The 24091-nt window shown below is 64.3% G+C and carries 17 protein-coding genes and 4 pseudogenes; 10 read left to right on the top strand and 11 right to left on the bottom strand.

What is annotated here, in order from left to right:
• Positions 1-65: 65 nt before the first annotated feature.
• From AC630_RS28190 to AC630_RS28180, 3 genes are read right to left on the bottom strand one after another with little or no spacing between them, the layout of a single operon-like run.
• Entirely contained in the window at positions 66-941 is an 876-nt protein-coding gene (locus AC630_RS28190; RefSeq protein WP_074121724.1) for a GNAT family N-acetyltransferase, read from the bottom strand.
• Between the two features lie 37 nt (positions 942-978).
• On the bottom strand, positions 979-1959 hold the full coding sequence (locus AC630_RS28185; RefSeq protein ID WP_074121723.1) for an amino acid--[acyl-carrier-protein] ligase: 981 nt from the start codon (positions 1957-1959) through the stop codon (positions 979-981).
• Positions 1960-1995: 36 nt separating this feature from the next.
• Entirely contained in the window at positions 1996-3213 is a 1218-nt protein-coding gene (locus AC630_RS28180) for an acyl-CoA dehydrogenase family protein (RefSeq protein WP_074121722.1), read from the bottom strand.
• Positions 3214-3569: 356 nt separating this feature from the next.
• Here AC630_RS28180 and AC630_RS28175 point away from each other — a divergent pair, with 356 nt between their 5' ends.
• The 3 genes from AC630_RS28175 to mtnA all read left to right on the top strand — a co-directional run bounded on the left by AC630_RS28175 (position 3570) and on the right by mtnA (position 6026).
• The gene (locus tag AC630_RS28175) at positions 3570-3842 is read left to right on the top strand and encodes a phosphopantetheine-binding protein (protein WP_074121721.1); all 273 of its coding nucleotides are present in this window, start codon (positions 3570-3572) and stop codon (positions 3840-3842) included.
• Positions 3843-4022: 180 nt separating this feature from the next.
• Complete coding sequence (locus tag AC630_RS28170; protein WP_074121720.1) at positions 4023-4898, top strand: S-methyl-5'-thioadenosine phosphorylase; 876 nt, start codon at positions 4023-4025, stop codon at positions 4896-4898.
• Between the two features lie 18 nt (positions 4899-4916).
• A complete protein-coding gene (mtnA, locus tag AC630_RS28165) occupies positions 4917-6026 on the top strand; it encodes an S-methyl-5-thioribose-1-phosphate isomerase (RefSeq protein ID WP_074121719.1) in 1110 nt (369 codons plus the stop codon).
• 209 nt (positions 6027-6235) lie between these two features.
• Here mtnA and AC630_RS28160 read toward each other — a convergent pair whose 3' ends face one another.
• The gene (locus AC630_RS28160) at positions 6236-6871 is read right to left on the bottom strand and encodes an HAD-IA family hydrolase (protein WP_074121718.1); all 636 of its coding nucleotides are present in this window, start codon (positions 6869-6871) and stop codon (positions 6236-6238) included.
• Between the two features lie 109 nt (positions 6872-6980).
• Here AC630_RS28160 and AC630_RS28155 point away from each other — a divergent pair, with 109 nt between their 5' ends.
• From AC630_RS28155 to AC630_RS48430, 3 genes and pseudogenes are all read left to right on the top strand, one after another.
• Entirely contained in the window at positions 6981-7739 is a 759-nt protein-coding gene (locus AC630_RS28155) for a S1 family peptidase (protein ID WP_074121717.1), read from the top strand.
• Positions 7740-7864: 125 nt separating this feature from the next.
• Positions 7865-9367, top strand: coding sequence for a flavin-containing monooxygenase (locus tag AC630_RS28150; protein ID WP_074121735.1), 1503 nt, complete (start codon positions 7865-7867; stop codon positions 9365-9367).
• Positions 9368-9392: 25 nt separating this feature from the next.
• Positions 9393-9488: pseudogene (locus AC630_RS48430) on the top strand (autotransporter outer membrane beta-barrel domain-containing protein); the annotation flags it as partial.
• Positions 9489-9491: 3 nt separating this feature from the next.
• Here AC630_RS48430 and AC630_RS28145 read toward each other — a convergent pair.
• From AC630_RS28145 to AC630_RS28125, 5 genes and pseudogenes are all read right to left on the bottom strand, one after another.
• Positions 9492-10323 (bottom strand): annotated as a pseudogene (locus tag AC630_RS28145) (MlaD family protein).
• Between the two features lie 159 nt (positions 10324-10482).
• A complete protein-coding gene (locus AC630_RS28140; protein WP_074121716.1) occupies positions 10483-12702 on the bottom strand; it encodes an acetate--CoA ligase family protein in 2220 nt (739 codons plus the stop codon).
• Between the two features lie 237 nt (positions 12703-12939).
• Positions 12940-13661, bottom strand: a pseudogene (locus AC630_RS48110) (DUF1614 domain-containing protein).
• 64 nt (positions 13662-13725) lie between these two features.
• Positions 13726-14296 (bottom strand): annotated as a pseudogene (locus tag AC630_RS28130) (class GN sortase).
• A 98-nt stretch (positions 14297-14394) separates the two neighbouring features.
• The gene (locus AC630_RS28125; protein WP_074121714.1) at positions 14395-16656 is read right to left on the bottom strand and encodes a marine proteobacterial sortase target protein; all 2262 of its coding nucleotides are present in this window, start codon (positions 16654-16656) and stop codon (positions 14395-14397) included.
• Between the two features lie 186 nt (positions 16657-16842).
• Between AC630_RS28125 and AC630_RS28120 the strand changes: the two genes are divergently transcribed.
• Positions 16843-17613 (top strand): helix-turn-helix transcriptional regulator, encoded by a 771-nt coding sequence (locus AC630_RS28120; protein WP_074121713.1) that lies wholly within the window; start codon positions 16843-16845, stop codon positions 17611-17613.
• A 79-nt stretch (positions 17614-17692) separates the two neighbouring features.
• Here AC630_RS28120 and AC630_RS28115 read toward each other — a convergent pair whose 3' ends face one another.
• On the bottom strand, positions 17693-18913 hold the full coding sequence (locus tag AC630_RS28115) for an ABC transporter substrate-binding protein (protein WP_074121712.1): 1221 nt from the start codon (positions 18911-18913) through the stop codon (positions 17693-17695).
• 76 nt (positions 18914-18989) lie between these two features.
• Positions 18990-20540 carry an acyl-CoA synthetase gene (locus AC630_RS28110; protein ID WP_074121711.1) on the bottom strand — a complete coding sequence of 517 codons (1551 nt, stop codon included), beginning with the start codon at positions 20538-20540 and terminating at the stop codon, positions 18990-18992.
• A gap of 267 nt (positions 20541-20807) precedes the next feature.
• Between AC630_RS28110 and AC630_RS28105 the strand changes: the two genes are divergently transcribed.
• From AC630_RS28105 to AC630_RS28095, 3 genes are all read left to right on the top strand, one after another.
• Positions 20808-21944, top strand: a complete 1137-nt coding sequence (locus tag AC630_RS28105) for an acyl-CoA dehydrogenase family protein (RefSeq protein WP_074121710.1) — start codon at positions 20808-20810, stop codon at positions 21942-21944.
• 163 nt (positions 21945-22107) lie between these two features.
• Positions 22108-23271, top strand: a complete 1164-nt coding sequence (locus tag AC630_RS28100) for an acyl-CoA dehydrogenase family protein (protein WP_074121709.1) — start codon at positions 22108-22110, stop codon at positions 23269-23271.
• Positions 23271-23927: a glutathione S-transferase family protein gene (locus tag AC630_RS28095; RefSeq protein ID WP_074121708.1), complete on the top strand. Its 657-nt coding sequence runs from the start codon at positions 23271-23273 to the stop codon at positions 23925-23927. The genes AC630_RS28100 and AC630_RS28095 overlap by 1 nt, the downstream gene beginning before the upstream one ends.
• The last annotated feature ends 164 nt before the right edge of the window (positions 23928-24091 follow it).

Below are 24091 nucleotides of genomic sequence, written 5' to 3'. Positions count from 1 at the left end.
GCTCGCCGGCTGCGCACGGCGAGCGCCTCAGGATGACGGAGCTAGAGCGCGGCCCGCGTGCCTGCTCAAGGCCCGTACAGCACGAGCTCCGTGTCGGTGAGGTCGCCGAGCTGGGGCTGATGGGGGCCCTTGAAGTATTTGCGGCCGCGCTGCTCGGTGTACATACCGACGAGGCCCGGAATCGGGCCATTGGAATCGATGGCCACCGAGATCTTGCCGAGCCGCAGCAGCAGCCGGCCGATGCGGCCGGCGCAGGCGGCGTATTCGGCGGCGCTGCGGCAGTAGATCAGCTTCATCGCAGGCGGCGCGATGAAGCCGCGGCGGATGCGCACCGGTTGCAGGATGAAGGGGAACGTTCCCTTCTGCGTGCGGCAGACGAGGCTGAGGCAATTGTAGCGCGCATGCCGCTTCAGCAGCTCGGTCTCGTCGTCGGAAAGCCCCTCGATCGTCTTGGCGTGCTGCGAGATCACCTCGATCTTGCTCCAGCGCGGGGCGCGCGCCAGCGCCGGCACCGAGAAGAATATTCCGCGGCAATAGGCGCGAAAGCCCTGCGTCTCGATAATCGGCCAGGTCCACGGCGCCGGGCTGATGTTGAGATAGGTGACCTCCTTGTGCCGCTGCGCGATCTTGGTCAGCAGTGGAGCGTAGTTGCGGTACGCCGGATCGACGTACCAGCTCGACAGATTGCACTGGATGGCGGTCTCTTCGCCGTCCTTCCGCGCCGTGTAGATCAGCAGCAGCACGCCGACCGGCGTGCCGTCATTGTCGAGCATATAGCCGAAGCGCGGATAGCCCTCCGGCACGGGCCGGAAGGCCTGTCGGCGCAGGCCCTGGATCCAGTAGTTGCGCGAGCGGCCGACGAAGCCGCGCGTCAGCAAGTCCGCGATCGCTTCGACGTCGGACTCGGTGATTTCGCGGCATCGGACCTTGGTGTGGATCACGCTTGTCTTGCCCGTGGAAATGGTAGGCCTCGTTCGCTTAGCGCCAGCCTTCGCCACGGGCATCGGCCGCGAGCTGCGGCTGCATGCCCAGAATGTCCCGCACCTTGGCGGGCCAGGCGGAAAGATCGGTGCCGTGAGTGTGGAACATGGCGACAGCGAGCCGGTCCATGCCGAAAGCAACGCAGCCGGTGTGCGCCGGCTCGCCATTGGCGTCCTGGATGCCCCAGGTCGTGCCGAAATGCTCGCGGTGATAGTTGAAGCTCATGCAGGCGGTCGGCTGCTCTTCCGAGCGCAGCGGAATGAGGAGCTCGAACTTGAGCTGCTGCTGCTTCTGGCTCACCGCCTTCATCTGGCCGACGCGGCCGAAGAACGGATCGCTGGCATAATCGACGCGGAAGGTCAGGCCGAGATCGCGGGCGATCGCCTGCGCGCGCACCATCCAGCGCTCGCGGAAGTCGGCGACGTCCTCGGGTGTGCCGATGCAGACATATTCGCGCATCCGGAACGATTGCAGCCGGTCGAGATGCTTCGACGGTTCGCGGCGGAAGCAGTCGGCGGCGACGTCGAAGCGCACGCCGCCCTTCGGCAATTGTCCGCGGCTCGCCGCGATCGGATAGACGGGATAGCAGGCCGCCGGCGACAGCACGAGATCGGCGGGCGAGAGCGAAGTGGTCCAGTCGCCGCCGGCATCGAAGCGGCTCACCGCGGCGTTGATCTCGCGTTCGGTGCCGTGCAGGCCGCAGACGCAGCCGAGCAGGTTCGGAAAGCTCTTCAGGTAGCCGGATTTCTCGAGCTGGGCGCGGCTCATCACTGGCGGGAAGCGCATCACCTCGGTGCCAGCTTCGCGATGGTTCGTGATCAGCGCGGCGAGCCGCTCGACGATGCCCTCATAGAGTGCGGTACGGGCGTAGACGCCGTCCGAGCCCATGCGGTGGAACAGCTTGTCGGCGAGATGGTCGAGTGGATCTGCGATTTGCGGAGCGGTCTCGGGCGAATCGGGGAGGACGGCAATATTCATGGAATGTCCTGCTATCTCAAGTTTGTTCTTGTTGGTTTAGTCGCGAAGGCTCAATGGCACGCCGCTCATCAGCGTCGAGGTGGCGGCGTTGGCCAGGATGCGGTCGTTGTTGATCATGATCGGCGACGACAACACGTCGCGCAGGTGGCGGCCCATGGTGAATTCGCCGTCGTTGCGGTAGCCGGAAAGGCCCGCGGTGCGCATCGCATGCATCACGGTCTCGACCGCGAGCTCGGAGGCCTGCACCTTCAGAAGCGTGATCGAGGACTGGAAGTCGAGCGAGCTCAGCGCGCGCTCGTCATGCTCGGCGCGGGCGAAGACGTCGAGATTGGCGGCGATCAGCGCGCGCAATTTGGCCAGCGACATCTTCGCGGCGGTGAAGTGCGACGCGGCCGGCGGCATCTGGCCGCCCGAGCTGCGCGCCGCTTTGCGGATGAAGGCCTGCGCGCGGGTCACGGCCGCGGCGGCGATGCCGGCCCAGGCTGACGACCAGCACAGATGCGCAAACGGCGTCATGGTCTGGGCGTGGATCTTGTCGTAGGATTCCGGGAAGACGCGGTCGGCGGGGCAATCGACTTTCAGCTCGAAACCTGTCGAGCAGGTGCCGCGCATGCCGAGCGTTTCCCAGCCCTGCGTCTGCTTCAGCGAATAATCGTCCTTGGCGAGTGCCAGCAGTACCTGATCGGAGGCTGCGGCTTCGGTGGCGCGGCGAGCGATGGTGACGAGACCATCCGCCTCGGCGCCGTAGGAGATCACGGTGGCGTCGCGCACGAGCGAGACGGTGTCGCCGGCGTGATCGATGGCAGCCGCGCTGGCGCGGATGTTGCCGCCGTTCTGGCCTTCGGTGGTGGAGGAGGCGAGCAGCCACTGGTCGCGGGCGACCCGGCGCATCATGGTTTCCATCCAGGGAATGCCGTGGCCATGCCTGACGACGCAGGCGACCTTGGTCTGGTGCATCGCGTAGATCATCGCGGTCGAGGCGCAGGCGCGCCCGAGCGTGTAGCAGATGTCGGTGACGTCGTAGATCGAGGCACCGAAGCCGCCGTACTCGACCGGGATCATGACGCCGAGCAACTTCTGCTCGCGTGCGACCTCGAAAGCCTTGTGCGGGAAGCGGGCGTCACGATCGACAGCGTCTGCGTCGGCAGCCGCCGCCGCGGCGGTCCGGGCCGCGCGTTCGGTCAAGGAGGGACCCTGCTCGAGGAAGCTCGCCTGGGTTTCGTCGACAGTGAGGACTGCTTCACGCACGTTCATACTCGTCCGCCTCCGGTTCGTCGTTCAGGATCGCCGGCATCATTCGCCATGCCGCGTAAGCGATCCTCCGACCATCTTTGCTTGTGAGACGAGGCTACGGATTTAATTCAAATTCGTCGATGAAATAGAGGGTAAACAAAGCGCAATTCCGGACGAACAGTTAAGGCCCGGTTGTCTGCAGCGCCCGAATTTCCGCGATCGCGTTAGTGATCTGGAAGAGGCCGAATTTTAATCAATCTGAGTCATCGTTTACTAAGAAAGGCGAAGTAATCCTCGCGCCCATTGTGGGACCGGCTGCCCGCGGCCATCCTGGCCGTCAGTCCGGTCCGCCCCGATAGATAAATGGGAATTTGCCGATGCAGGCCTTCGATACCGACGTCCGCGATCGAATCATCAAGCTGGTGAAGGGCATCCTCGAACAGAACTCGCTCGCCGCGGACATCACGCCGTCGGCCAGGCTCGTCGATGTCGGCCTGACCTCGATGGACATGGTCAATTTGATGCTGGGCGTGGAGGCCGAGTTCGACTTCACCATCCCGCAGTCCGAGATCACGCCGGAGAATTTCCAGTCCGTCGAGACGCTGGAGCGGATGGTCGCGACCCAGTTGCAGCCGGCGACGGCGGCTTAGTCAAGCGCACGAATCTCTCCCGGGTCATTCTGGCCTTCGCCGGGACGACAGGGAGCGTGGAGGTAGCGCTGAGCGCGCCTCGCGGCATTGACCCCGGCCCAACGCCCCCGTTCCAAAACCATCGCAAAACTGGCATAGCTTCTTCACGTAATCGCGTAGCGCTGATAGGGTGGAGCAGGCATGACGCAGGCGGTATTGGGCATCATCGGCGGCTCCGGCATCTACGACCTGCCGGGACTGCAAGACGCTCGCGAAGAGGTGATCGAGAGCCCCTGGGGCGAGCCTTCTGCTCCCTTGCGACGGGGCTCGATCGCCGGCCTGCCGGTCGTGTTCCTGCCGCGGCACGACAAAGGCCACCGGCTGTCGCCCTCCGACATCAACTACCGCGCCAATATCGACGTCCTGAAGCGGGCCGGCGTCACCGACCTGATCTCGCTCTCGGCCTGCGGCTCCTTCAGGGAGGAACTGCCGCCCGGAACCTTCGTTCTCGTTGATCAGTTCGTCGACCGTACCCACAAGCGCGAGAGTTCGTTCTTCGGCAGGGGCTGCGTCGCGCATGTGTCGATGGCGCATCCGGTCTCGCCGCGGTTGCGGATCCATCTCGCGGCCGCGGCTGAGGCCGAGGGCATCGCGTTCGCACGCGGCGGAACCTATGTCTGCATGGAGGGGCCGCAATTCTCCACCTATGCGGAAAGCATGACGTACAAGACGCTGGGCTATTCGGTGATCGGCATGACCAACATGCCCGAAGCGAAGCTCGCCCGTGAGGCCGAGATCTGTTACGCCACCGTGGCGATGGTGACGGATTTCGACTGCTGGCATCCCGATCACGATGCCGTCACCGTCCAGGACATTATCCGCGTGCTGACCTCGAACGCCGACAAGGCGAAGGCGCTGGTGGCGCGGCTGGCAAAGGATTTCCCGCGCGACCACGAGCCGTGCCCGATCGGCTCGGACCGCGCGCTCGACACTGCGCTGATCACGGCGCCCGAAGCGCGCGACCCGGAGCTTTTGAAGAAGCTCGATGCGGTGGCGGGACGCGTGCTGCGCGGTTGAAGCGAAAGGCAGAATGCCATGAAGGTCGACGGCAAGCATTTCCGCAGCATCTGGCGCGATCGCGACGGCTGGTCGGTCGGCGCGATCGACCAGCGCAGGCTGCCTCATGAGTTCGTCGTTGCGAAGCTGACGTCATGCGAAGACGCCGCGGTCGCCATCCGCGACATGCTGGTGCGTGGCGCGCCGCTGATCGGCGCCACGGCGGCCTACGGCATGGCGCTCGCGATGCGCGAGGATGCCACCGACGCCGGCCTGAAGCGCGCCTACGAGACGCTCGTCGTGGCGCGCCCGACCGCGATCAATCTGAAATGGGCGCTGGACGAGATGCGCACGACGCTCGCACCGATCGATTCGGTTGAAAGGGCGGAGGCGGCGTATGCGCGGGCCGACGAGATTGTCGAGCAGGACGTCGAGATCAACCGTGGCATCGCCGGTAACGGCCTGAAGTTGATCGAGGCGATTGCGGCGAAGAAGAAGCCGGGCGACACAATCAACGTGCTGACCCATTGCAATGCCGGCTGGCTTGCCACCGTTGACTGGGGCACGGCGACGGCGCCGATCTATCTCGCACACGAGCGCGGCATCAATGTCCACGTCTGGGTCGACGAGACCCGCCCGCGCAATCAGGGCGCCTCGCTCACCGCCTGGGAACTCGGTCATCACGGCGTGCCGCACACGGTGATCCCCGACAACACCGGCGGGCACCTGATGCAGCACGGCATGGTCGATCTCGCCATCGTCGGCACCGACCGCGTCGCGGCCAATGGCGACGTCTGCAACAAGATCGGCACCTATCTGAAGGCGCTCGCCGCGCACGACAACGGCGTGCCGTTCTATGTGGCGCTGCCATCGCCGACGATCGATTTTGCGGTCGATGACGGCATTCGCGATATTCCGATCGAGCAGCGCAGCGGCATTGAAGTTTCTGACATGACCGGCCGTACCGCCGATGGACGGCTCGAGACGGTGCGCATCGTGCCGGAGGGATCGCCAGTTGCCAACTACGCCTTCGACGTCACGCCGGCGCGTCTCGTCACCGGCCTCATCACGGAGCGCGGCGTGCTGAAGCCGGATCGAGACTCACTCGCTGCCGCCTTCCCTGAGCGGATTGCCACTGCGGCGAAGTAGATTTTGGTTGGGCGGCATCCCGCCACAGCTGTCGTTGCTCTGCTGCGCTCGCAATGACGAGGCCGTGACGACCGCGGATGCGAATCTCTCTCCCTCACCCTGAGGAGCCGCGAAGCGGCGTCTCGAAGGGCGAGGGGCACAAGCGGGGCCTTCATCCTTCGAGACGCGCGCTAAAGCGCGCTCCTCAGGATGAGGGATTGGCAGCGCAATTAACCGAGCTTCAGCCCCGTCGCCGCCTCGAGTTCCCGAATCGCCTGCGCGCCGCTGGCGACCTTGATCGTGGTCATGCCCATTTCGCGCGCGGGTTTCAGATTGACGCCGAGATCGTCGAGATAGACGCAAGTCTTCGGATCGACCTTCAGGGTGTCGACCATCATTTTGTAGATGCGCGGATCGGGCTTGCGCAGGCCGATCTTGGCGGACTCGATGACGTGGTCGAACAGCACCATCACCTCGGCGACGTAGAGTGAGCGCCCGGTCATGCTGCCGATGGCGTTGGCGGGCAGGTTGTTGGTGATGCAGCCGGTCTTGAAATTCGCCTTGATGCGTTTCAACGCCTCCACCATGTCAGGGCGAAGATCGCCCTGGAGCAGCGGCAGCACTTCGCGGCCGCGCACCTCCGCGCCGAGCGCACGTGATTCGTCGGCGAACAGCTTGTCGAAGGTTTCGATATCGACCTCGGCACGCTCGAACTTGGCCCAGGCATTTTCCAGATGGTTGGCGGCGTTGGTGCGCCGGATGATGTCGATGGGCAGCCCGCGCTCCGTCTCGAACCGCGCAAACGCCTCGAACGGCGAGCTCGTCAACACGCCGCCAAAATCAAAGATCACAGCCTCGATCGCCAATGTCCTGCCCTCGTCAATTCCTTTCCAAGAGGGCTAGCATGCGATATCGGCAAGGACCAGTCCGAAGCATCCCCCGACCTCACCCATGCCGACGCCAGAGCATGTTCCCATGAAGAAGCTTGTTACATTCATTATAGCCGCGCTGCTGCTCGCGACCCCCGCCCATGCAATCGTCGGCGGCGGCACGCCGCAGGCCGATGGCGTTGCGCGCGCCGTCGTCACCATCGTCGGCTCGCGTGGCAATTTCTGCACCGGCAGCCTGATCGCGCCGAAGCTCGTGCTCACGGTTGCCCACTGCGTGCAGCCCGGCGCGGACTACAAGATCGTCGATCGCGGTGCCGACGGTCAGCCGCAGTTGCAGAACGTTCGCACCGTCGCGATCCATCCGAACTTCAACATGCAGGCGATGCAGGTGCATCGCGCCACCGCAGACGTGGCATTGCTGCAACTCGAAATTCCACTCAAGGGAAAATCGGCAGTGCCGGTCGGCATGCCGAATATTCCGATCCAGGTCGGTAGCCGCTTCGTGATCGCCGGCATTGGCGTCACGGTGCGCGGTGATGGCAAGAGCGGCGGCGCGACGCGCGTCGCGGCGCTCGTGGCCACCGGTCAGCCCGGCACGCTGCAGATCCGGCTGGTCGATCCCGTAACCAACGGTGTTCGCGACGGAATCGGCGCCTGCACTGGCGATTCCGGCGGCCCCGTGTTCGAAGACAAGCCCAATGGCACGGTGCTCGTCGGCGTCATCAGCTGGTCCACCGGGCCGAACGGCGCCGACGGCTGCGGCGGATTGACCGGGGTCACACCGCTCACGCTCTATCGCGACTGGATCTTGCAGACAGCGCGGAGCTGGGGTGCGGCGCTGTGATTTGACCGCAAATTGATCTATGTCATTTTGCAGTGGAAGCGCGATGGGCGACCATGCCCGTCGCGGAGGAAACGCGCCGTCCGGTGAAGGGCGGCCACAAAAACAAGCAAGGCATAGAAGCAACAATGAATATCGCTGTTCGCAGTCACGCCACGGCCAAACAGGCTTCTGAACATTTCGACGTGCTGATCGTCGGCGCCGGCATCTCCGGCATCGGCAGCGCCTATCACCTGACCAAGCAGCTTCCGGGCACGGGCTACGTGATCCTGGAAACGCAGGAGACGTTCGGCGGCACCTGGACCACGCATCGTTATCCCGGCATTCGTTCCGATAGCGATCTCCACACCTTCGGCTATCGCTTCAAGCCCTGGATTGGACCGCCGATCGCGACCGCCGAAGAGATCCTCGCCTACATGAACGAGGTGATCGAGGACAACGATATCGCCCGTCACATCCGCTACAAGCACAAGATCAATTCCGCGAGCTGGTCGAGCGAGCAAAATCTCTGGACCATCGAGGCGGTGACGACCGACACGGGTGAGCCCAAGATGTTCACCGCCAATTTCCTCTGGATGTGCCAGGGCTATTATCGCCATTCGGAAGGGTATACGCCGGAATGGAAGGGCATGGACCGCTTCAAGGGCCGGATCGTCCATCCGCAGACCTGGCCGGATGATATCGACCTGACGAACAAGAAGGTGGTCGTAATCGGCTCGGGCGCGACGGCGGCAACGCTGGTGCCGAACATCGCGGACAAGTGCGCGCATGTCACCATGCTGCAGCGCTCGCCGACCTATTTCCGTCTCGGCCGTAACGCGATCGAGCTCGCGGAGGAGCTGCGCCGGCTCCAGGTCGATGAGGAATGGATCCACGAGATCGTACGGCGCAAGATCCTGTTCGAGCAGGACGCCTTCACCAAGCTCTGCGTGTCCAAGCCCGAGCAGGTCAAGAAGGAGCTGATCGGTCAGATCAGCGCGGTCCTCGGGCCCGACTATGACGTCGAGACGCATTTCACGCCGACGTATCGGCCCTGGCGCCAGCGCATCGCGTTCGTGCCGGACGCCGATCTGTTCAAGGGCATCGCCAGCGGCAAGGCTTCTGTCGTCACCGACGAGATCGAATGCTTCGTTGAGAACGGCATTCAGCTCAAGTCGGGCAAGCTGCTCGAAGCCGACGTCATCGTCACCGCGACTGGTTTCAACCTCGCCGCCCTCGGCGACATCGCCTTTGAGGTCGACGGCAAGCCGCTGGCCTTCGGCGACACCGTCACCTATCGCGGCATGATGTTCACGGGCGTGCCGAACATGGTCTGGGTGTTCGGCTATTTCCGTGCGAGCTGGACGCTGCGCGTCGATCTCGTCGCCGATTTCGTCTGCCGGCTGCTCGGCCACATGAAGGCCAAGGGCACGAAGAAGGTCGAGGTCAAGCTGCGCGCCGAAGACCACAACATGCCGATCCTGCCCTGGATCGATCCGGAGAACTTCAACCCCGGCTACATGATGCGCAACATGGACCTGTTGCCAAAGCGCGGCGACAAGCCGGAATGGCAGCACAGCCAGGACTACTGGATCGAAAAGGACGAGATTCCGAAGACGGATCTGGACGACAAGGCGTTCGTGTACGGGTGAGCGGCGCCAAAGGTTTCCCGACCGGATGAACGGCTGGTCTGCGTCGGCAACTTTCGAAGGCGAGTTCTCGAACGTCCCACGCTCCTCCGCCGGCAAGGGTGTCGTGCGCTGTGCGTGGTAGACGCTACCGCTTCTGCTCCGTGGGCTTGCGAGGCGGGCGCGGGGCAGCGGCGGCGGCGGGCGTACCGGCCATCTTGTTGGCGGCCTCGCTGACGTCGAGCAGTGAGCGACGGATATCCTCGATGTAGCTCGCCGATTTCTTCTTCATGGTGTTGGCGAGCTCGCGCAATTCCTTGATCTTCTCGAACAGCTCGTCGGCCTTGCCGTCGACGAAGCCGGGTACCACGCCCTCGATCTTGGTGACCGCCTTGTCGAAGCCTGCAAAGGCGCTGTCGACCTTGGCCATGACGGAATCGATCTCGTCGCCCTTGGCCTTGAAATCGGCGGTGTAGTTCTCGAATGTGCGCAGACCCTCCTTGATCGCGGGGGGCGTTGCTCACGATCGCGCGGTCGACACTGTGCAGGGTCTCGACGATGGATTCGGCATCGCTGAGATCGGCGGTCAGCACCGGGATGCCGTCGGAATCCAGGGGCACCGGCGGCGCGGAGGGGGCGCCGCCGACCAGCGAGATCGCGGCGACGCCGGTGAGGCCCTGGAACTCGATGCCCGCCACGGTGTCCTTGCGGATCGGCGCGGTGTTGTCGAGCATCACCAGCGCGACGATCTTGCGCGGATTGTCCAGCTTGATCGACAGGATCTGTCCGGCCGGCACGCCGTCGAAATTGACCGGGCCGCCGCGGCGCAGCCCGCTTGCGGAACCGCCTTCGAACACCACGCGCAACTGGCTGCGGCTCTGAATGGCGCGCCATTTCTGCACGCCGAGCAGGCCGCCGAACGCCAAGGCGATCACCGCCAGCGTTGCCGTTCCGATCACCAGATTGCTCGCGCGTGCCATGCGGGGCGATTCTACGGCCAAAGCGGGGAAGTTGGAAGGATGATGCTTCGGCCGCGATGTTTAAGCAGGGCGGGTTAGCGAAGCGTAACCCGCCACCGTCTCTCGTGTGCGTGACAGCGAATCGGCTGATTACGCGACACTAATCCGCCCTACGCGACATCAATGCCCGGCCGCGCGTTTTGCCGCAGCATTATTCAGAACGATCAGGGCATCGACGGCCACGCCCGTTTTGGAGTTGATTAGGAACGGGTTGATGTCGATCGAGGCGATCCGGTCGCCGGCATCCGCGATCAGGTTGGACAGGCCGACCAGCGCCTTCACCGCGGAGGTTTCGTGCAAGGCCGGCTTGCCGCGATAGCCGCGCATCTTGATGCCCGCCTTGGTGCGGCCGACCAAAACCCGCGCCTCGGTCTCGTCCAGCGGCGCGCCGGCGAGCGCGACGTCCTTCATCAGCTCGATGTCGATGCCGCCGGTGCCGAACAGCACGACGGGGCCCATCTCGGCGTCGAGGGACGCGCCGACCACGAGCTCGAGATCGGCCTTGACCTGCTGTGCAATCAGGATGCCGTCGAGCTTCGGCTTGCCCTTCAGCTTCTTCACGCGCGCGGTGATGTCGACGAATGCCTTTTTCACATCGGCGGCATTGTTGAGGTTCAGCACCACGCCGCCGATGTCCGACTTGTGCAGGATCTCGGCGCTGACGACCTTCGCCACGACCGGAAAGCCGATCTGCCTGGCGATCTTCACGGCTTCCGCCGCCGTCTGTGCGATCGCCTCCTTCGAGATCGGAATGCCATAGGCCTTCAGAAGCTTTTTCGAGGCGACCTCGTCGAGCGCGGCGCCGTTCGCCGATTTCAGCGTTTTTTCCAGCACTGCGCGCGCGGCCGGCTTCGAGCTCGACACGATGTCGGGCACTTCCTTGCGCAGCTTCGCATAGTCGAGCAGCGACTTGATCGCGGTCACCGCGCGGTCCATGCCCTGCATGACCGCAAGATGCGGCAGCGATTTGCGCAAGGTCTTGGTGAACTCGGTAAAGCCGATCGACATCGCGCTGATGTAGATCACGGGCTTCGAGGCCTGGCTCGCCATCTCGTTGACGATGCGCAAGTTTCGCTCGCGCTGCTCGTGCGGGGCCTTGGGCAGCTCGGAATCGACGATGACGATGTCGATATCGGGATCGTCGATCATCAGCTTGATCGACTTCATGTAGACGGAGGGGTCGACCACCGCAGCAAAGCCCGCGTCGAGCGGATTGCCGACGATCGACCCCGGCCCGAGCATCTTTGCCAGTTCGCCGCTGACATGCGGGCTGAGCGGCGCGAAGTTCAGGCCCTCCGCATAGAAGGCGTCGATCAGCATGCCGCGCTTGCCGCCGGACAGCGTGACCGCGGCGAGCCGGTCGCCTTTCGGTACCTCAGAGTGAACAAAACATTCCGTGGTCTCGATCAGCTCGTCGAGTCCGCCGACCCGGATGACGCCTTCGCGCGTTGCAATGGCGTCGAAGGTCTCGATCGAGCCTGCGAGCGCGCCGGTATGCGCCATCGCCGCTGCGCGGCCACCCTCGGATGCCCCGAGCTTGAGCGCAATCACGGGCTTGCTCGCGGCGCGCGCCGCCTTGCAGGCGTCGCGAAAGGCCTTGGTGTTGCGCACGCCTTCGAGATAGACGACGATCACCCTGATGCTCGGATCCTCGGCGAAATAACGCATCAGGTCCGGCGTCTCGAGTCCGGCCTCGTTGCCGGTCGTCACCATGTAGCCGACTCCGACGCCGCGATCCTCCAGCGCCTGGCGGATCGCCATGACGATGGCGCCGGATTGCCCGGCGATCGCCACCGCGCCCTGGTCCATGGTGACGGTGCGGTCGTCGATGTTGGTGAAGAGCTTTTCGCCAGCGCTCAAATTGCCGAGACAATTCGGACCGGTGACGGCAAGGCCGGTCTCGCGCACGGCCGCCTGCAATTCGGCGGCGAGCTTCTGGCTCTCGTCATCCTGCAACTCGCTGAAGCCCGAGGTGACGATGGTGGCCGAACGCGCGCCGGCTGCGGCGGCGTCGCGGATCACCTGCACGGCAAAACGTGCAGGCACCAGCACCAGCACGTGGTCCGGCTTTTCAGGGAGGCTCGCAAAGTCCTTGTAGCAGGGGACACCCCAGATGGTCTCGCGCTTGGCGTTGACCGGATAGAGCCCGCCCTCGTAGCCGTACTTGACCAGATTATTCCAGATGCGCTCGGCATAGTTGCCGGGCTTGTCGGTCGCGCCCACCAGCACGATGTTGTGCGGGTGCAGCATGGCGTGGATGCCTTTGACGACGTCACTCGCGTCGGGAGGCGGAGACCATGGGCGCGGAGAAACGGACGCAGCAGACACGTGGGCTTCCATGGCATGACCTCACCTATTGTTTTTGTTGCAGCGCGTTGTTTTGTTCTTTGGAGAGTTCCGGCGAGGCCATCGCGACAAGCACAATGCCGCCAGACGGAATGGGCGGGACTTCATGCGAGAAGGCTAGCATCACCGGACTTTTGGCGAAAGTGCGAACGATCCGGCAGCGTGACAACGATCGTCAACGCCGTGCTCCCGCAATCGCTGTTCTCACGCAGTGTCGAATTGTTCGGTCCGCTACCACACCTCACGCGGCCGTGGCGGCGAGGCGAGGCCGGCGAGCAGCACGGCGAGAATTCCCGTGAGGAAAATGCCGTCGAAGGTTCCTGCGCCGCCGATCGACGCGACGGGCGCGCCGAGACCGCCGATCTTGTCGAGGTTGAGGAGATCGGCCCCGATCAGAGTTCCCATCGAGCCGCCGATATAGGCGAGCGGCGCTGCATACTCGCGCGACAGCAGGAACGCCAGGATCGCGGTGGCGACGACAGGCACAAATACGGGCACCGCGATGCCAACCCCCCTGCACGGGCGCTGCCATCATGTGGATGATGAATGCGATTGCAATCACGGCGATCGCTGCTTTCACCCAGAGCTGATACCTCAGCACCAGATAGGTCGACATGATCGCCGGGATGACCGCGCCGCCGACATTGACTGCGAGCACCGTGCCCGGCCATTGCGTCACCAGTGGCACCACATAGCGCATGCCGAAGAAATCGACGATCTCGCCCGAGCGCACCACCTTGGCCGGCAGAACCGTGATCGGAATGTTGAAATAGCTGCCGACCAGCGAGCCGAACAGCAGGAGCAGCGCCATGCCTGGACCGACGCCTAGCCGCATATAGGCGTAGCGCAGGATGCGGAGCTGGATCAGGACGATCAGCCCGGCGAACGAACAATAGCACCAGGATGGAGAACAATCCTGGCGTGATCGGAAGGTACTGAACGTCGCCATTCATGGTCGGATCCGATCGCAGACGATTTCGACCGGCAGCATTCCACGGGACGGCAGGAATGACAAACCTATCCGTCGGCCCCGATCAATGTGGCATGCAGGATGTAGCGCTCCGGACCGGACGTGACAGCGTCGAACGGCCAACAGGTCGTGAGCACCAGTTCAAAATCCTGTGTTGCCGGATCGATGCCCGAGGCGTCGAAACGGACCACGGCCGAGGAGTCCGCGCGATAGCGAAAGTGTTTTCCGTCGCTGCGCGTGATCTCGATCACGTCGCCGATCGCAACATTCCGCAGGAAACGGAAATGCGTGTCGCGATGCGCGGCATAGACCGCAACGCCGCGTTCGCCGGCGTCGGCCGTTCGTTCGACATGGCCGGGGCCGAAGGCGAGCGCCTGGCCGCTTGAGCCGGCCAGCACGATGGCGTTGGCGCCGATCCGCTTCACCTCGATCCGTGCGACCGGCCAGGTGTCGGCCCATGACCATGGCTTCACCAACTCGCCCGTCGCAACGCTTCTGTCGAACGCGCGCTCCAGCATCACCTGCGCAAGCCACGCCTTGGCGTGGATGTAGGCGCCGTCGCCGAACAGGATGACGCCGACTAGCGCCAGAACCAGGGGGGGAGATGAAGCGGGGCATTGGTTCCGCCATGACGGCAAGGAAAAAGGCGCGCGCGGCTGTTGGTGTGGGACGGGCAGCCGCGCGCGCCGAAGTAGAGGAGTTCGGGGGCTCCTCTCTCAAGCGACATCAGTGAGCAAGGGCTGACGCCGGTTGAACACGAACAGGATCAGGGCGAGCACGATCAGGATCAGCCCTGCCGTCATTTTCAGCTCAGCCGAGGTTGCGGTCTTGGGCAGACGGATCGCATCGGGTGCGGCGGGCGTCGGCCTCCTCGCGGCCTGCTGGTCGCGCGCATCGGCATGGCGTTCGCGCAACTGCGCAGGCACCTGCTGCCGGTCGCCGAACACCTTCTCGAAATCCCAGCCGGCCGGCAGGTTGATCGGCAATTCGCTGAGCTTGAGCGGCTCGCCTTCGGGTCGGCTCGGCGTTTTGTCGACGGCGACGAGGCTGGTCAAGCGCGTGACGATCTGATGGTCGAGCGCCAGCGCCAGGATCGCCTTGTCGGCATCTTCCGGCGTCATCTCGCGCATGGTGCGCGCCACCTCTGCATCGCCGATCTTGCGCTGGGCCCAGAGTTTCGACAGGCCCTTGCCTTCGGCGGCGTTTTGCAGCGGCAGCGTCACCGACCACGGGCGGTCGCCGACGCGTCCCTTGATCTCGAGCGAGCCCGCGAGCTTGTCGAGCCTGGCCGCCAGCACCAGCGGCTCGTCGCGATAGACGTCGGGAATGATCGCCGGGGTGACGTCGGCGTTGGCCTCGGAGAACTTTGCGCTGAGACCAGTCACCGCCGGGTTCTCCAGCTTGGCGAACAGGCCGCGCATGCGCTCCTCGACCTGCTCGACGGAGCCGATATGGGTGAAGGCGCCGCGGCCGAGCTCAGCAGCGCGCGTCATCAGATAGGTGTTGGGCGCGGATCCGATGCCGACCATGAACACGCGCGAACGCCCGCGCATTGCGGTGATGGTCTCGAACAATTGCTGCTCGTTGCCGATCGCGCCGTCGGTCAGGAACACGACCTGGCGAACCATGTTCGTGTCGCCGAGCTTGTCGGTCAGCGCGGCGCGCATCGCCGGCACCATCTCGGTGCCGCCGCGCGCCTGCAAGGCGCTGACGAACGAGGTGGCTTCACCGACATGCGCGGCGTCCGCCGGGACGGAGGTCGGAAACAGCACGTCCATGGTGTCGTCGAAACGGATGACGTTGAAGCGGTCATTGGGCTGGAGGCGGCCGAGCGCGTAGGTCAGGCTCGCCTTGGCCTGGACGATCGAGGTGCCGCCCATCGAACCGGAATTGTCGATCACGAACACGACCTCGCGCGGCAGCGGTTTCTGCGTCGCCTGCTCGGCGCCGGGCGGTGTGACGAAGGCGAGCAGGTAATCGGCATCACCGACATGCTCGCGGAACAGGCCGACCGACGGTGCCTTCTCCGCTGCCGGCTTCCAGGTCAGCTCGAAATCGCGGTCGGCGGGCACGGCGCCATCGGCGAGCGTGACCACGCGCGTTGCATTGTCCGGGCTCTCGATCTTGACGTTGTGGTGATGGCTCTTGACCTCGCCGAGCGCAAAGCCCGCCTTCAGGCGCACCGTGATGCTGGTCGGGTTGACCGGCGCGTTCTTGGCGGGATCCAGCACCGGCGGCGAGATGCGGTCGCGGTCCGGCACCGGGGCCGATGTCGTCGCACCCCAACCGGAGCCGTCCTGGCGGAAGTCGACGCTCTGGACGATCGGCGCCGGATTGTAGCGCGGGCCGACCACCAGCGGCAGGCGCAGCGAATATTCGTTGCCGGATTGGTGCACCGGCTCCTGGTACTCGATCTGCACCAGCACAGTTTCGCCGGGACCGATATTGGCGACCGAGTTGGTGAAGATGTTCGGCCGCTCCTGCTCGGTGAGCGCGGCCTTCTGGCCGGCGCGGCGCGCCTGCTCGTAGATCACACGCGCCTGCTGCCGCTCCTTGATGTCGCCGACGATGACGCGGTCGCCGACCACCATCTTCAGCGTGTCGACGGCGCCGCCGGTGGGGAGCGGATACACGTAGGTCGCCTCGACCCAGTCCTTGGTCGGGTTACGGAAGACCTGTGTGACCCTGGCGCGCAGCGTCGGGCCTGATACCGTGACGTCGACATCGATGCCGAGGCGGATCGCTTCGGTGTAGGCGCCGTCCTCTTTCAGAAGGAGACTGCCGGACCGGGCATCGCCGGGCTGGAGCAGGCTGGCCTGCTCTGATGTCGCCGACCAGCCCGGCGTGAAGCTCACCAGCAAGGTCACGAAGGCGACAAGCATCACCGCGATGCCTTGCACGAGAAGAAACAGTCCGATCTTGATCAGCCGGCCCAGCATGGGGTGTTCGTCACTGTCGGCTGCGTCGTAGGTGTCCATTTGGCCTGCTCCCGAAGGATGTTTGACGGCCTGGAGCATCGGCCGGGAGCGGCTGATTTCGCGAGCAGAATGATCAGCAATGTTCCGCCGTGGCCGGCCGGGGTGGCCGTTGCCGAGGCTGCCATGTGCGGTTTTGTGCTGACTTGTCCGCCCTGCTAGAATGACCGCTCTGGAGCAGGGTAGACGATGCAGACGCAGGATAAACTCACCGACAAGCAGCTTTCGGACGAGCAGAGCCGCGAAATCGCAGAGACCATTCGCGAGGAGCTGGCCAGGCGCCGGATCTCGCGGCAGGCGCTGGCCGAGCAGGCCAGGCTCAGCCTGTCCACGCTGGAGAAGGTGCTTGGCGGGCGCCGGCCGTTCACACTCGCGACAACCGTGCGGCTGGAGCAGGCGCTGGGCGTGTCGCTGCGCAAGAACTCCGTCGCAGTGGCGCCTCCGGCAGCAAGCGATGTCGCGCCCGACAGCCTCGGTTCCTATTCGCATCGGGCGGTGACCTGGCTGGAAGACGTCTACATCACGCTGCGGCCGTCTTTCGGCGATAAGGACGCGATCTTCGCCTATCGCACCGAGATCGTCTGGGAGCCCAAGGTCTCTTCACTGGTTTTCCGCGAGGGCGAGCGGACCGATGCCGCCTATGAGCACACCGGCGAAGTCGCGGTCCCGCATCAGTCCGGCTTCATCTACCTCGTCATCATCAAGCACGGCCAGCATCGCGTGATCACGGTATCGCGGCCGACCGTCGCCGGTGAGATGTACGGCATCATCTCGACGCTCCGCGCCGGCCCCGGGTCGCAGCTGACGCCGATCGCGGCGCCGATCGCGTATGTGCCGCTCAGCAACGTTCCGCAACCGTCTTTGGGGCGGGTCGCGCCCGACGATTCCAACCATGCACTCTATCGCAGTCATCTGCGCCGCACGGTCGACGAGTCGTTCGCGTTGTTCCTGCCGGGATAGTTTGTCTCGGCGGCATGCGTGCAAAAAAATAGCGGCCTCTCGGCCGCTATTTCGTCGAGGTTCGCGCAGTGGACGCGGGCTAGCCGCTGGTTTCGGCGCTGATGATGGGGCCGAACAGCTCCCACTGGCCGTTCTTGAACCGCCACATCTTGAGCTGTTCGATCGGCGCGAAGTCGGCGGGCGAGGTGTTGATCGTGATCCCCGGGATCAGCGTGTCGGGGGCGAAGTCCTTCAGGCTGGCGGCCTGCTTCATCACGTTCTCGCGGGTCAGATTGTCGCCCGCCTGCTTCAGCACCTGCACCATCGTCTGGGCTGCGGCGTAGCCGTAGACCAGATTGGCGTCCGAAATGTTTGCGCCGGGCATGTACTTGTCGATGAAGGCCATGAACTTCTTCATGCCCGGATCGTCCTTCCACTGCGGATCCGACGCATCCTTCAGATAGCCGGCCGACAGCACGCCTTCGGAGGCTTCGAGCCCGGCCGGCTTCATCACCGCGCCGATGGACACCGAGACGTCAGTCATCAGGTGCATCGGCTTCCATTCGAGCTCGGCGATCTTCTTGATCGCCTGCGCGGCGAATTTCGGCGTTGCGATGTTCACAAAGACATCGGCGCCGGTGCCCTTGAGCTTGACGATATGGGCATCGATCGAAGGCTCCGACGTCTCGTAGCTCTCTTCGGCCACGATCAGCTTCGACGCCTTGTCACCGAACACGTCCTTGATGCCGGCGACGTAGTCTTTGCCGAAGTCGTCGTTGGCATAGAAGATCGCGACCTTCGCGTCCGGCTTCTCCTTCAGAATGTACTTGGCGAAGATCCGCGCCTCGACCCGGTAGCTCGGTTGGAAGCCCATGGTCCAGGGGAAGTTTTGCGGATCGTTCCACTTGCTGGCGCCGGTCGCGAGGAAGAGCTGCGGCACCTTCTTGGCGTTGTGATATTTCTGCACGGCGGTCTGGGTCGGCGTGCCCAGCGCGTTGAACACCAGGAACACCTCGTCGCTCTCGATCAGCTTGCGGACCTGCTCCACGGTCTTCGGCGGAGAATAACCGTCGTCATAGGAAATGAAGTTGATCTTGCGGCCGTTGATGCCGCCCTGGTCGTTGATCATCTTGAAATAGGCTTCCTCGGTCTTGCCGATGACGCCGTAGGCGGAAGCCGGACCGGAATAGGCCTCGACGTTGCCGATCTTGATCTCGGTGTCGGTGACGCCCGTGTCGTACGCTTTCTGGGCGAGGGCGCCTTGGGCCGTGAACAATGTCAATGCTGTTGCTGCGGCAAGCAGGGAGAGTTTCCTGTTCATGAAGATTCCTTGGGGTTCTTCTGGGTTGGAGCAGGCACGTCGAAAAAGAAAAGCGCCCGCGAGAGGGGCGCTTTGATCAGGCGTTGGCGGCTTTCTTGTCGACTTCGGAAGCCACCGAGAACTCCTTGCGCAAGGTCGGCTTGTGGATCTTGCCGGTGGCGTTGCGCGGCAGCGCTTCGACGAAGCGGACCTGGCGCGGGCATTTGAAGCGCGCGAGATTCGCCGCGCAATGCGCGAAGACATCGGCCTCGGTCAGGCTTTGGCCCGGCTTCACCGCGACGATGGCGAGGCCCACCTCCCCCCATTGCGCGTCGGGAATGCCGATCACCGCGGCTTCGGCGATCGCCGTGAGCTGGTGCAGGACGTTCTCGACCTCGGCCGGATAGACGTTCTCACCGCCGGAGATGTACATGTCCTTCCAGCGGTCGACGATGTAGTAGAAGCCTTCCTCGTCGACGCGCGTTGCGTCGCCCGTGTGCAGCCAGCCGTCGGTGAAGGAGGATTTGTTCGCCTCAGGCCTGTTCCAGTAGCCGGGCGTGATGTTCGGTCCCTTCACCCAGAGCTCACCAAGCTCGCCGACATCGGCGTCGCTGCCGTCGGGCCGCACGATGCGGACTTCGGTGTGGAGCACCGGCTTGCCGGCGGAGCCCGCTTTGCGCGCTGCGTCTTCACGGTCCAGCACCAGCACGGCCGGCGAAGTCTCGGTCATGCCGTAGCCCTGCTGGAGCGCGACGCCGCGCGCCTCCCAGACTTTCAGCAGCGGCACCGGCATCGGTGCGCCACCGACGCCACCGACGATCAGCCGGGTAAGATCGGTGGTCGCGAAGGCCGGATGCTGCGCCATGAACTGATAGATCGCCGGCACGCCGAAGAACACGTTGAGGCCCTGTGCGGGATCGTTGATCAGGCCGAGCGCCGTGCCGGGATCGAAGGCACGCATGATCATCACGGTGCCGCCGGCATGCAGCACGGGATTGGTGTAGCAATTCAGCCCGCCGGTGTGGAACAGCGGCAGCACCGTGAGCAGCACCGAGGACGGCCCGATGCAGGCCGGGCCGCCGAGATTGACGCAATTCCAGAAGGTCATGCCATGGGTGATGGTCGCGCCCTTCGGATGGCCCGTGGTGCCCGACGTGTACATGATGGTCGAGACGTCATCGAGCGTGACCTCCTCGATGGCCTCCAGCGGCGTGGCGGCGGCGATGCCGGCCTCGTAGGCGCCGCCGGGGCCGAGCAGCAGGCTGGTCGCAACACCGCAGAGCTTTGCGACGCTATGCGCCGTCTCGGCGAGATCGGCGTCGTGAATCATCACCTTCGGCGCGCAGTCGCCGGTGATGAATTGGAGCTCGGGGACGGTGAGGCGGGTGTTCAGCGGCACGAAGATGGCACCGAGCCGCCCGCAGGCGAACTGCACCTCCAGCGTATCGGTCGTGTTCAGAGCGAGCACCGCGACGCGGTCGCCGCGCGAGACTTTCAGCGTGTGGCGAAGGAAGGAGGCAAGACGCGAGACGCGGGCGTCGAGCTGCAAATACGTGAAGCGGCGCTCGCTGGCGAGGTCGATGACCGCGACCTTGCCAGGCGTGCGGCGGGCATGATGAGCGATCCAGTCGTAGTAACGAACGGCCAAAAATCCCTCCCTCGGCGGTCTTGTGCCGCCTGCATTCTTATTGCCGTGCACCATGCCCGGCATGGCCCCGTGAGGCCAGCCGGAGTTTTGTGCATCGACGTTTTTTGTTTCCGAGTTGGCCCGCGAGGGGCGAAAAGCGTCTTGCGTTGAGTTGCTAGGCTATGGCCTGCGCGGAGCGGTTCCCCCAGCCAGCCACTCCGCGCAAGTGAGCCGCGAATGTTCCGGCCATGGTGGATGAGACGAATCCGTCTGTGAGGCGAGAGTGCGATGAAGAGCCCGTTCTATACCGCCGAGCACGACGCCTTCCGCGACGTGATGCGCCGCTTCGTCGAGAAGGAGATCGCGCCTTTCGCCCATGAATGGGACGAGGCCGGCGAATTCCCCCGCGCGCTCTATCGCAAGGCGGCCGAGATCGGGCTGTTGGGCCTGGGATTCCCCGAGGAATATGGTGGGATCGCCGCCGACCAGTTCATGAAGATCGTGGCGAGCCAGGAGTTGGCGCGGGCCGGCGCCGGCGGCGTCGGCGCCAGCCTGATGAGCCACACCATCGGCTCGCCGCCGATCGCGCGGGCGGCACGCCCCGAGGTCAAGGCAAGGGTGCTGCCGCAAGTGCTGTCAGGGGAGAAGATCTCCGCACTGGCAATCACCGAGCCGGGCGGAGGGTCGGACGTCGCGGGCCTCCGAACCAGGGCGCGGCGTGACGGGGATCACTACGTCGTGAGCGGCGAGAAGACCTTCATCACCTCGGGCGTGCGCGCCGACTATCTGACCGTTGCGGTGCGCACCGGCGGCGAGGGCGCCGGCGGCGTCAGCCTGCTCCTGATCGAGGGGGATACGCCCGGCCTGTCCCGGACGAAGCTCAAAAAGATGGGCTGGTGGGCCTCCGACACCGCGACGCTGCATTTCGACGATTGCCGCGTGCCGGTCGGGAACCTGATCGGCGAGGAGGGCCAGGGCTTCAAGATCATCATGCAGAACTTCAACAGCGAGCGCATGGGCATGGCGGCAGGCTGCACGGCCTTCGCCCGGGTCTGTCTCGACGAGGCGGTCGCCTATGCCAAGGAGCGCAAGACGTTCGGCAAGCCGCTGGCCCAGCACCAGGTGATCCGCCACAAGATCGTCGACATGGCGCAGAAGGTCGCCGCGTCGCAGGCGATGCTGGAGATGCTGGCCTGGCGGCTGGGGCAGGGCGAGAGTCCGGTCGCCGAAATCTGCATGATGAAGAACCAGGCGACACAAACCATGGCGTTCTGCGCCTCCGAAGCCGTGCAGATCTTCGGCGGTGCCGGCTTCATGCGCGGCATCAAGGTCGAGCGCATCTACCGCGAGGTCAAGGTCAACGCCATCGGCGGCGGCACCGAGGAGATTATGAAGGATCTGGCCAGCCGGCAGATGGGGTTGTGACTTTCTGTCATTCCGGGGCGCGCGCAGCGCGAACTATGATGCGCAATTGCGCATCTGAGAATCCATCGCGCCGCACGCGCCCGCTGAGAAATGGATTCCGGGCTCATCGCTTCGCGATGCCCCGGAATGACGAGAATAAATCGATTGGAGCTCGAAAGAGACAATGCTGTTTGCCGCCGACCACGACGAGATCCGACGCTCCTTACAAAAATTCATCGCCAACGAGATCAACCCTCATGTCGATGAATGGGAGAAGGCCGACATCTTCCCGGCACATGAGCTGTTCAAGAAGATGGGCAGCCTCGGCTTCCTCGGCCTGAACAAGCCGGTCGAGTTCGGCGGCTCGGGCCTCGACTATTCCTACGCGCTGATGATGGCGGAGGAACTCGGGGCCATCACCTGCGGCGGCGTGCCGATGGCGATCGGGGTGCAGACTGACATGGCGACGCCGGCGCTGGCGCGATTCGGCTCGGACGAGGTGCGGCGCGAGTTTCTGGCCCCCTCGATCGCGGGCGATTACGTCGCCTGCATCGGCGTCTCGGAACCCGGCGCCGGATCGGACGTCGCTTCGATCAAGACCAATGCGCGCTCGGACGGCGACGATTACGTCATCAATGGCGGCAAGATGTGGATCACCAACGGCACCCAGGCCGACTGGATCTGCCTGCTCGCCAACACCGGCGAGGGGCAGGTTCACCGCAACAAATCGCTGATCTGCGTGCCCATGAAGAGCAAGGGCGTCACCGTCGCCCGCAAGCTCGACAAGATGGGCATGCGCTCCTCCGACACCGCACAGATATTCTTCGACAATGTCCGCGTGCCCAAGCGCAACCGGATCGGCGATGAGGGCAAGGGCTTCACCTACCAGATGATCCAGTTCCAGGAGGAGCGGCTCTGGGGCGCCGCCGCCTGCCTCAAGGCACATGAATACATCATCAACGAGACCATCGAATACACCCGCAACCGAAAGGCCTTCGGCCAGAGCATCCTCGACAACCAGGTCGTGCACTTCAAGCTTGCGGAAATGCAGACCGAGGTCGAGCTGCTGCGCGCGCTGATCTATCGCGCCGCAGAGGCGCTGGTGGCGGGCGAGGACGTGACGAGGCTCGCGACCATGGCCAAGCTGAAGGCCGGCCGGCTCGGCCGCGAGCTCACCGACGCCTGTTTGCAATATTGGGGCGGAATGGGCTTTACCAACGAGACGCCGGTCAGCCGCGCCTATCGCGACAGCCGCCTGACCTCGATCGGTGGCGGTGCCGACGAGGTCATGCTGACGGTCCTGTGCAAGATGATGGGCACGCTGCCCGGCAGCAAAGGAAATGCCTGATGATCACGCTGTATCACTGCGACGCCGCACGCTCCTTCCGTCCGCTCTGGATGCTCGAGGAGATGGGACTTCCTTACGAGCTGAAGATGCTGCCGTTCCCGCCTCGGGTCTTCGCCAAGGACTATCTCGGCATCAATCCGCTCGGGACCATCCCGTTCATGATCGACGGCGAGGCGCGGATGACCGAGTCCTCCGGCATCTGCCATTACCTCGGCATCAAATACGGGCCGACGCCGCTGATGGTCGGGCCGGAGGATTCCGCCTATGCCGCGTTCCTGAACTGGATGTATTTCAGCGACGCCACGTTAACCTTCCCGCAAACGCTGGTGCTCCGTTACACCCAGCTCGAGCCGGAAGAGCGCCGCAATCCGCAGGTCGTCGGCGACTACGCAAAATGGTTCTTGGGTCGGCTGCGCGCCGTTGAGGCAGCGGCTGCGAATGCCGAAACCTTGTGCGCCGGCCGCTTCACCGCCGCTGACATTGTCATCGGTTACGCGCTCCGTCTCGCCAGCAATATCGGGCTCGCAAAGGACTTTGGACCTAATGTCGCAGCCTATTGGGCGCGATTGCAGCAACGCGACGGGTTCAAGCGCGCAGTTGCTGCGGAACAAAGGGCTGGAGCCGAGCAGAACGTCGCGCCTCGCGTGAGGGCGTAACAGGGTTCGTCATTCCGGGGCGATGCGAAGCATCGAACCCGGAATCTCGCGCGGTAATCTCCAGGTTCCGGGTTCGGTCCAGCGGAACGCCCCGGAACGACAATGCATGTCTCCATGACAGCATTATCCCATCGTGACAGCGCCCAAATTTCCGCTAAGGTGAC

It is taken from the genome of Bradyrhizobium sp. AS23.2, assembly GCF_001908185.1.
Classification (GTDB): domain Bacteria; phylum Pseudomonadota; class Alphaproteobacteria; order Rhizobiales; family Xanthobacteraceae; genus Bradyrhizobium.
The sequence above is the reverse complement of the archived record's forward strand: the minus strand, read 5'-3'. Positions and strand labels throughout refer to the sequence as shown.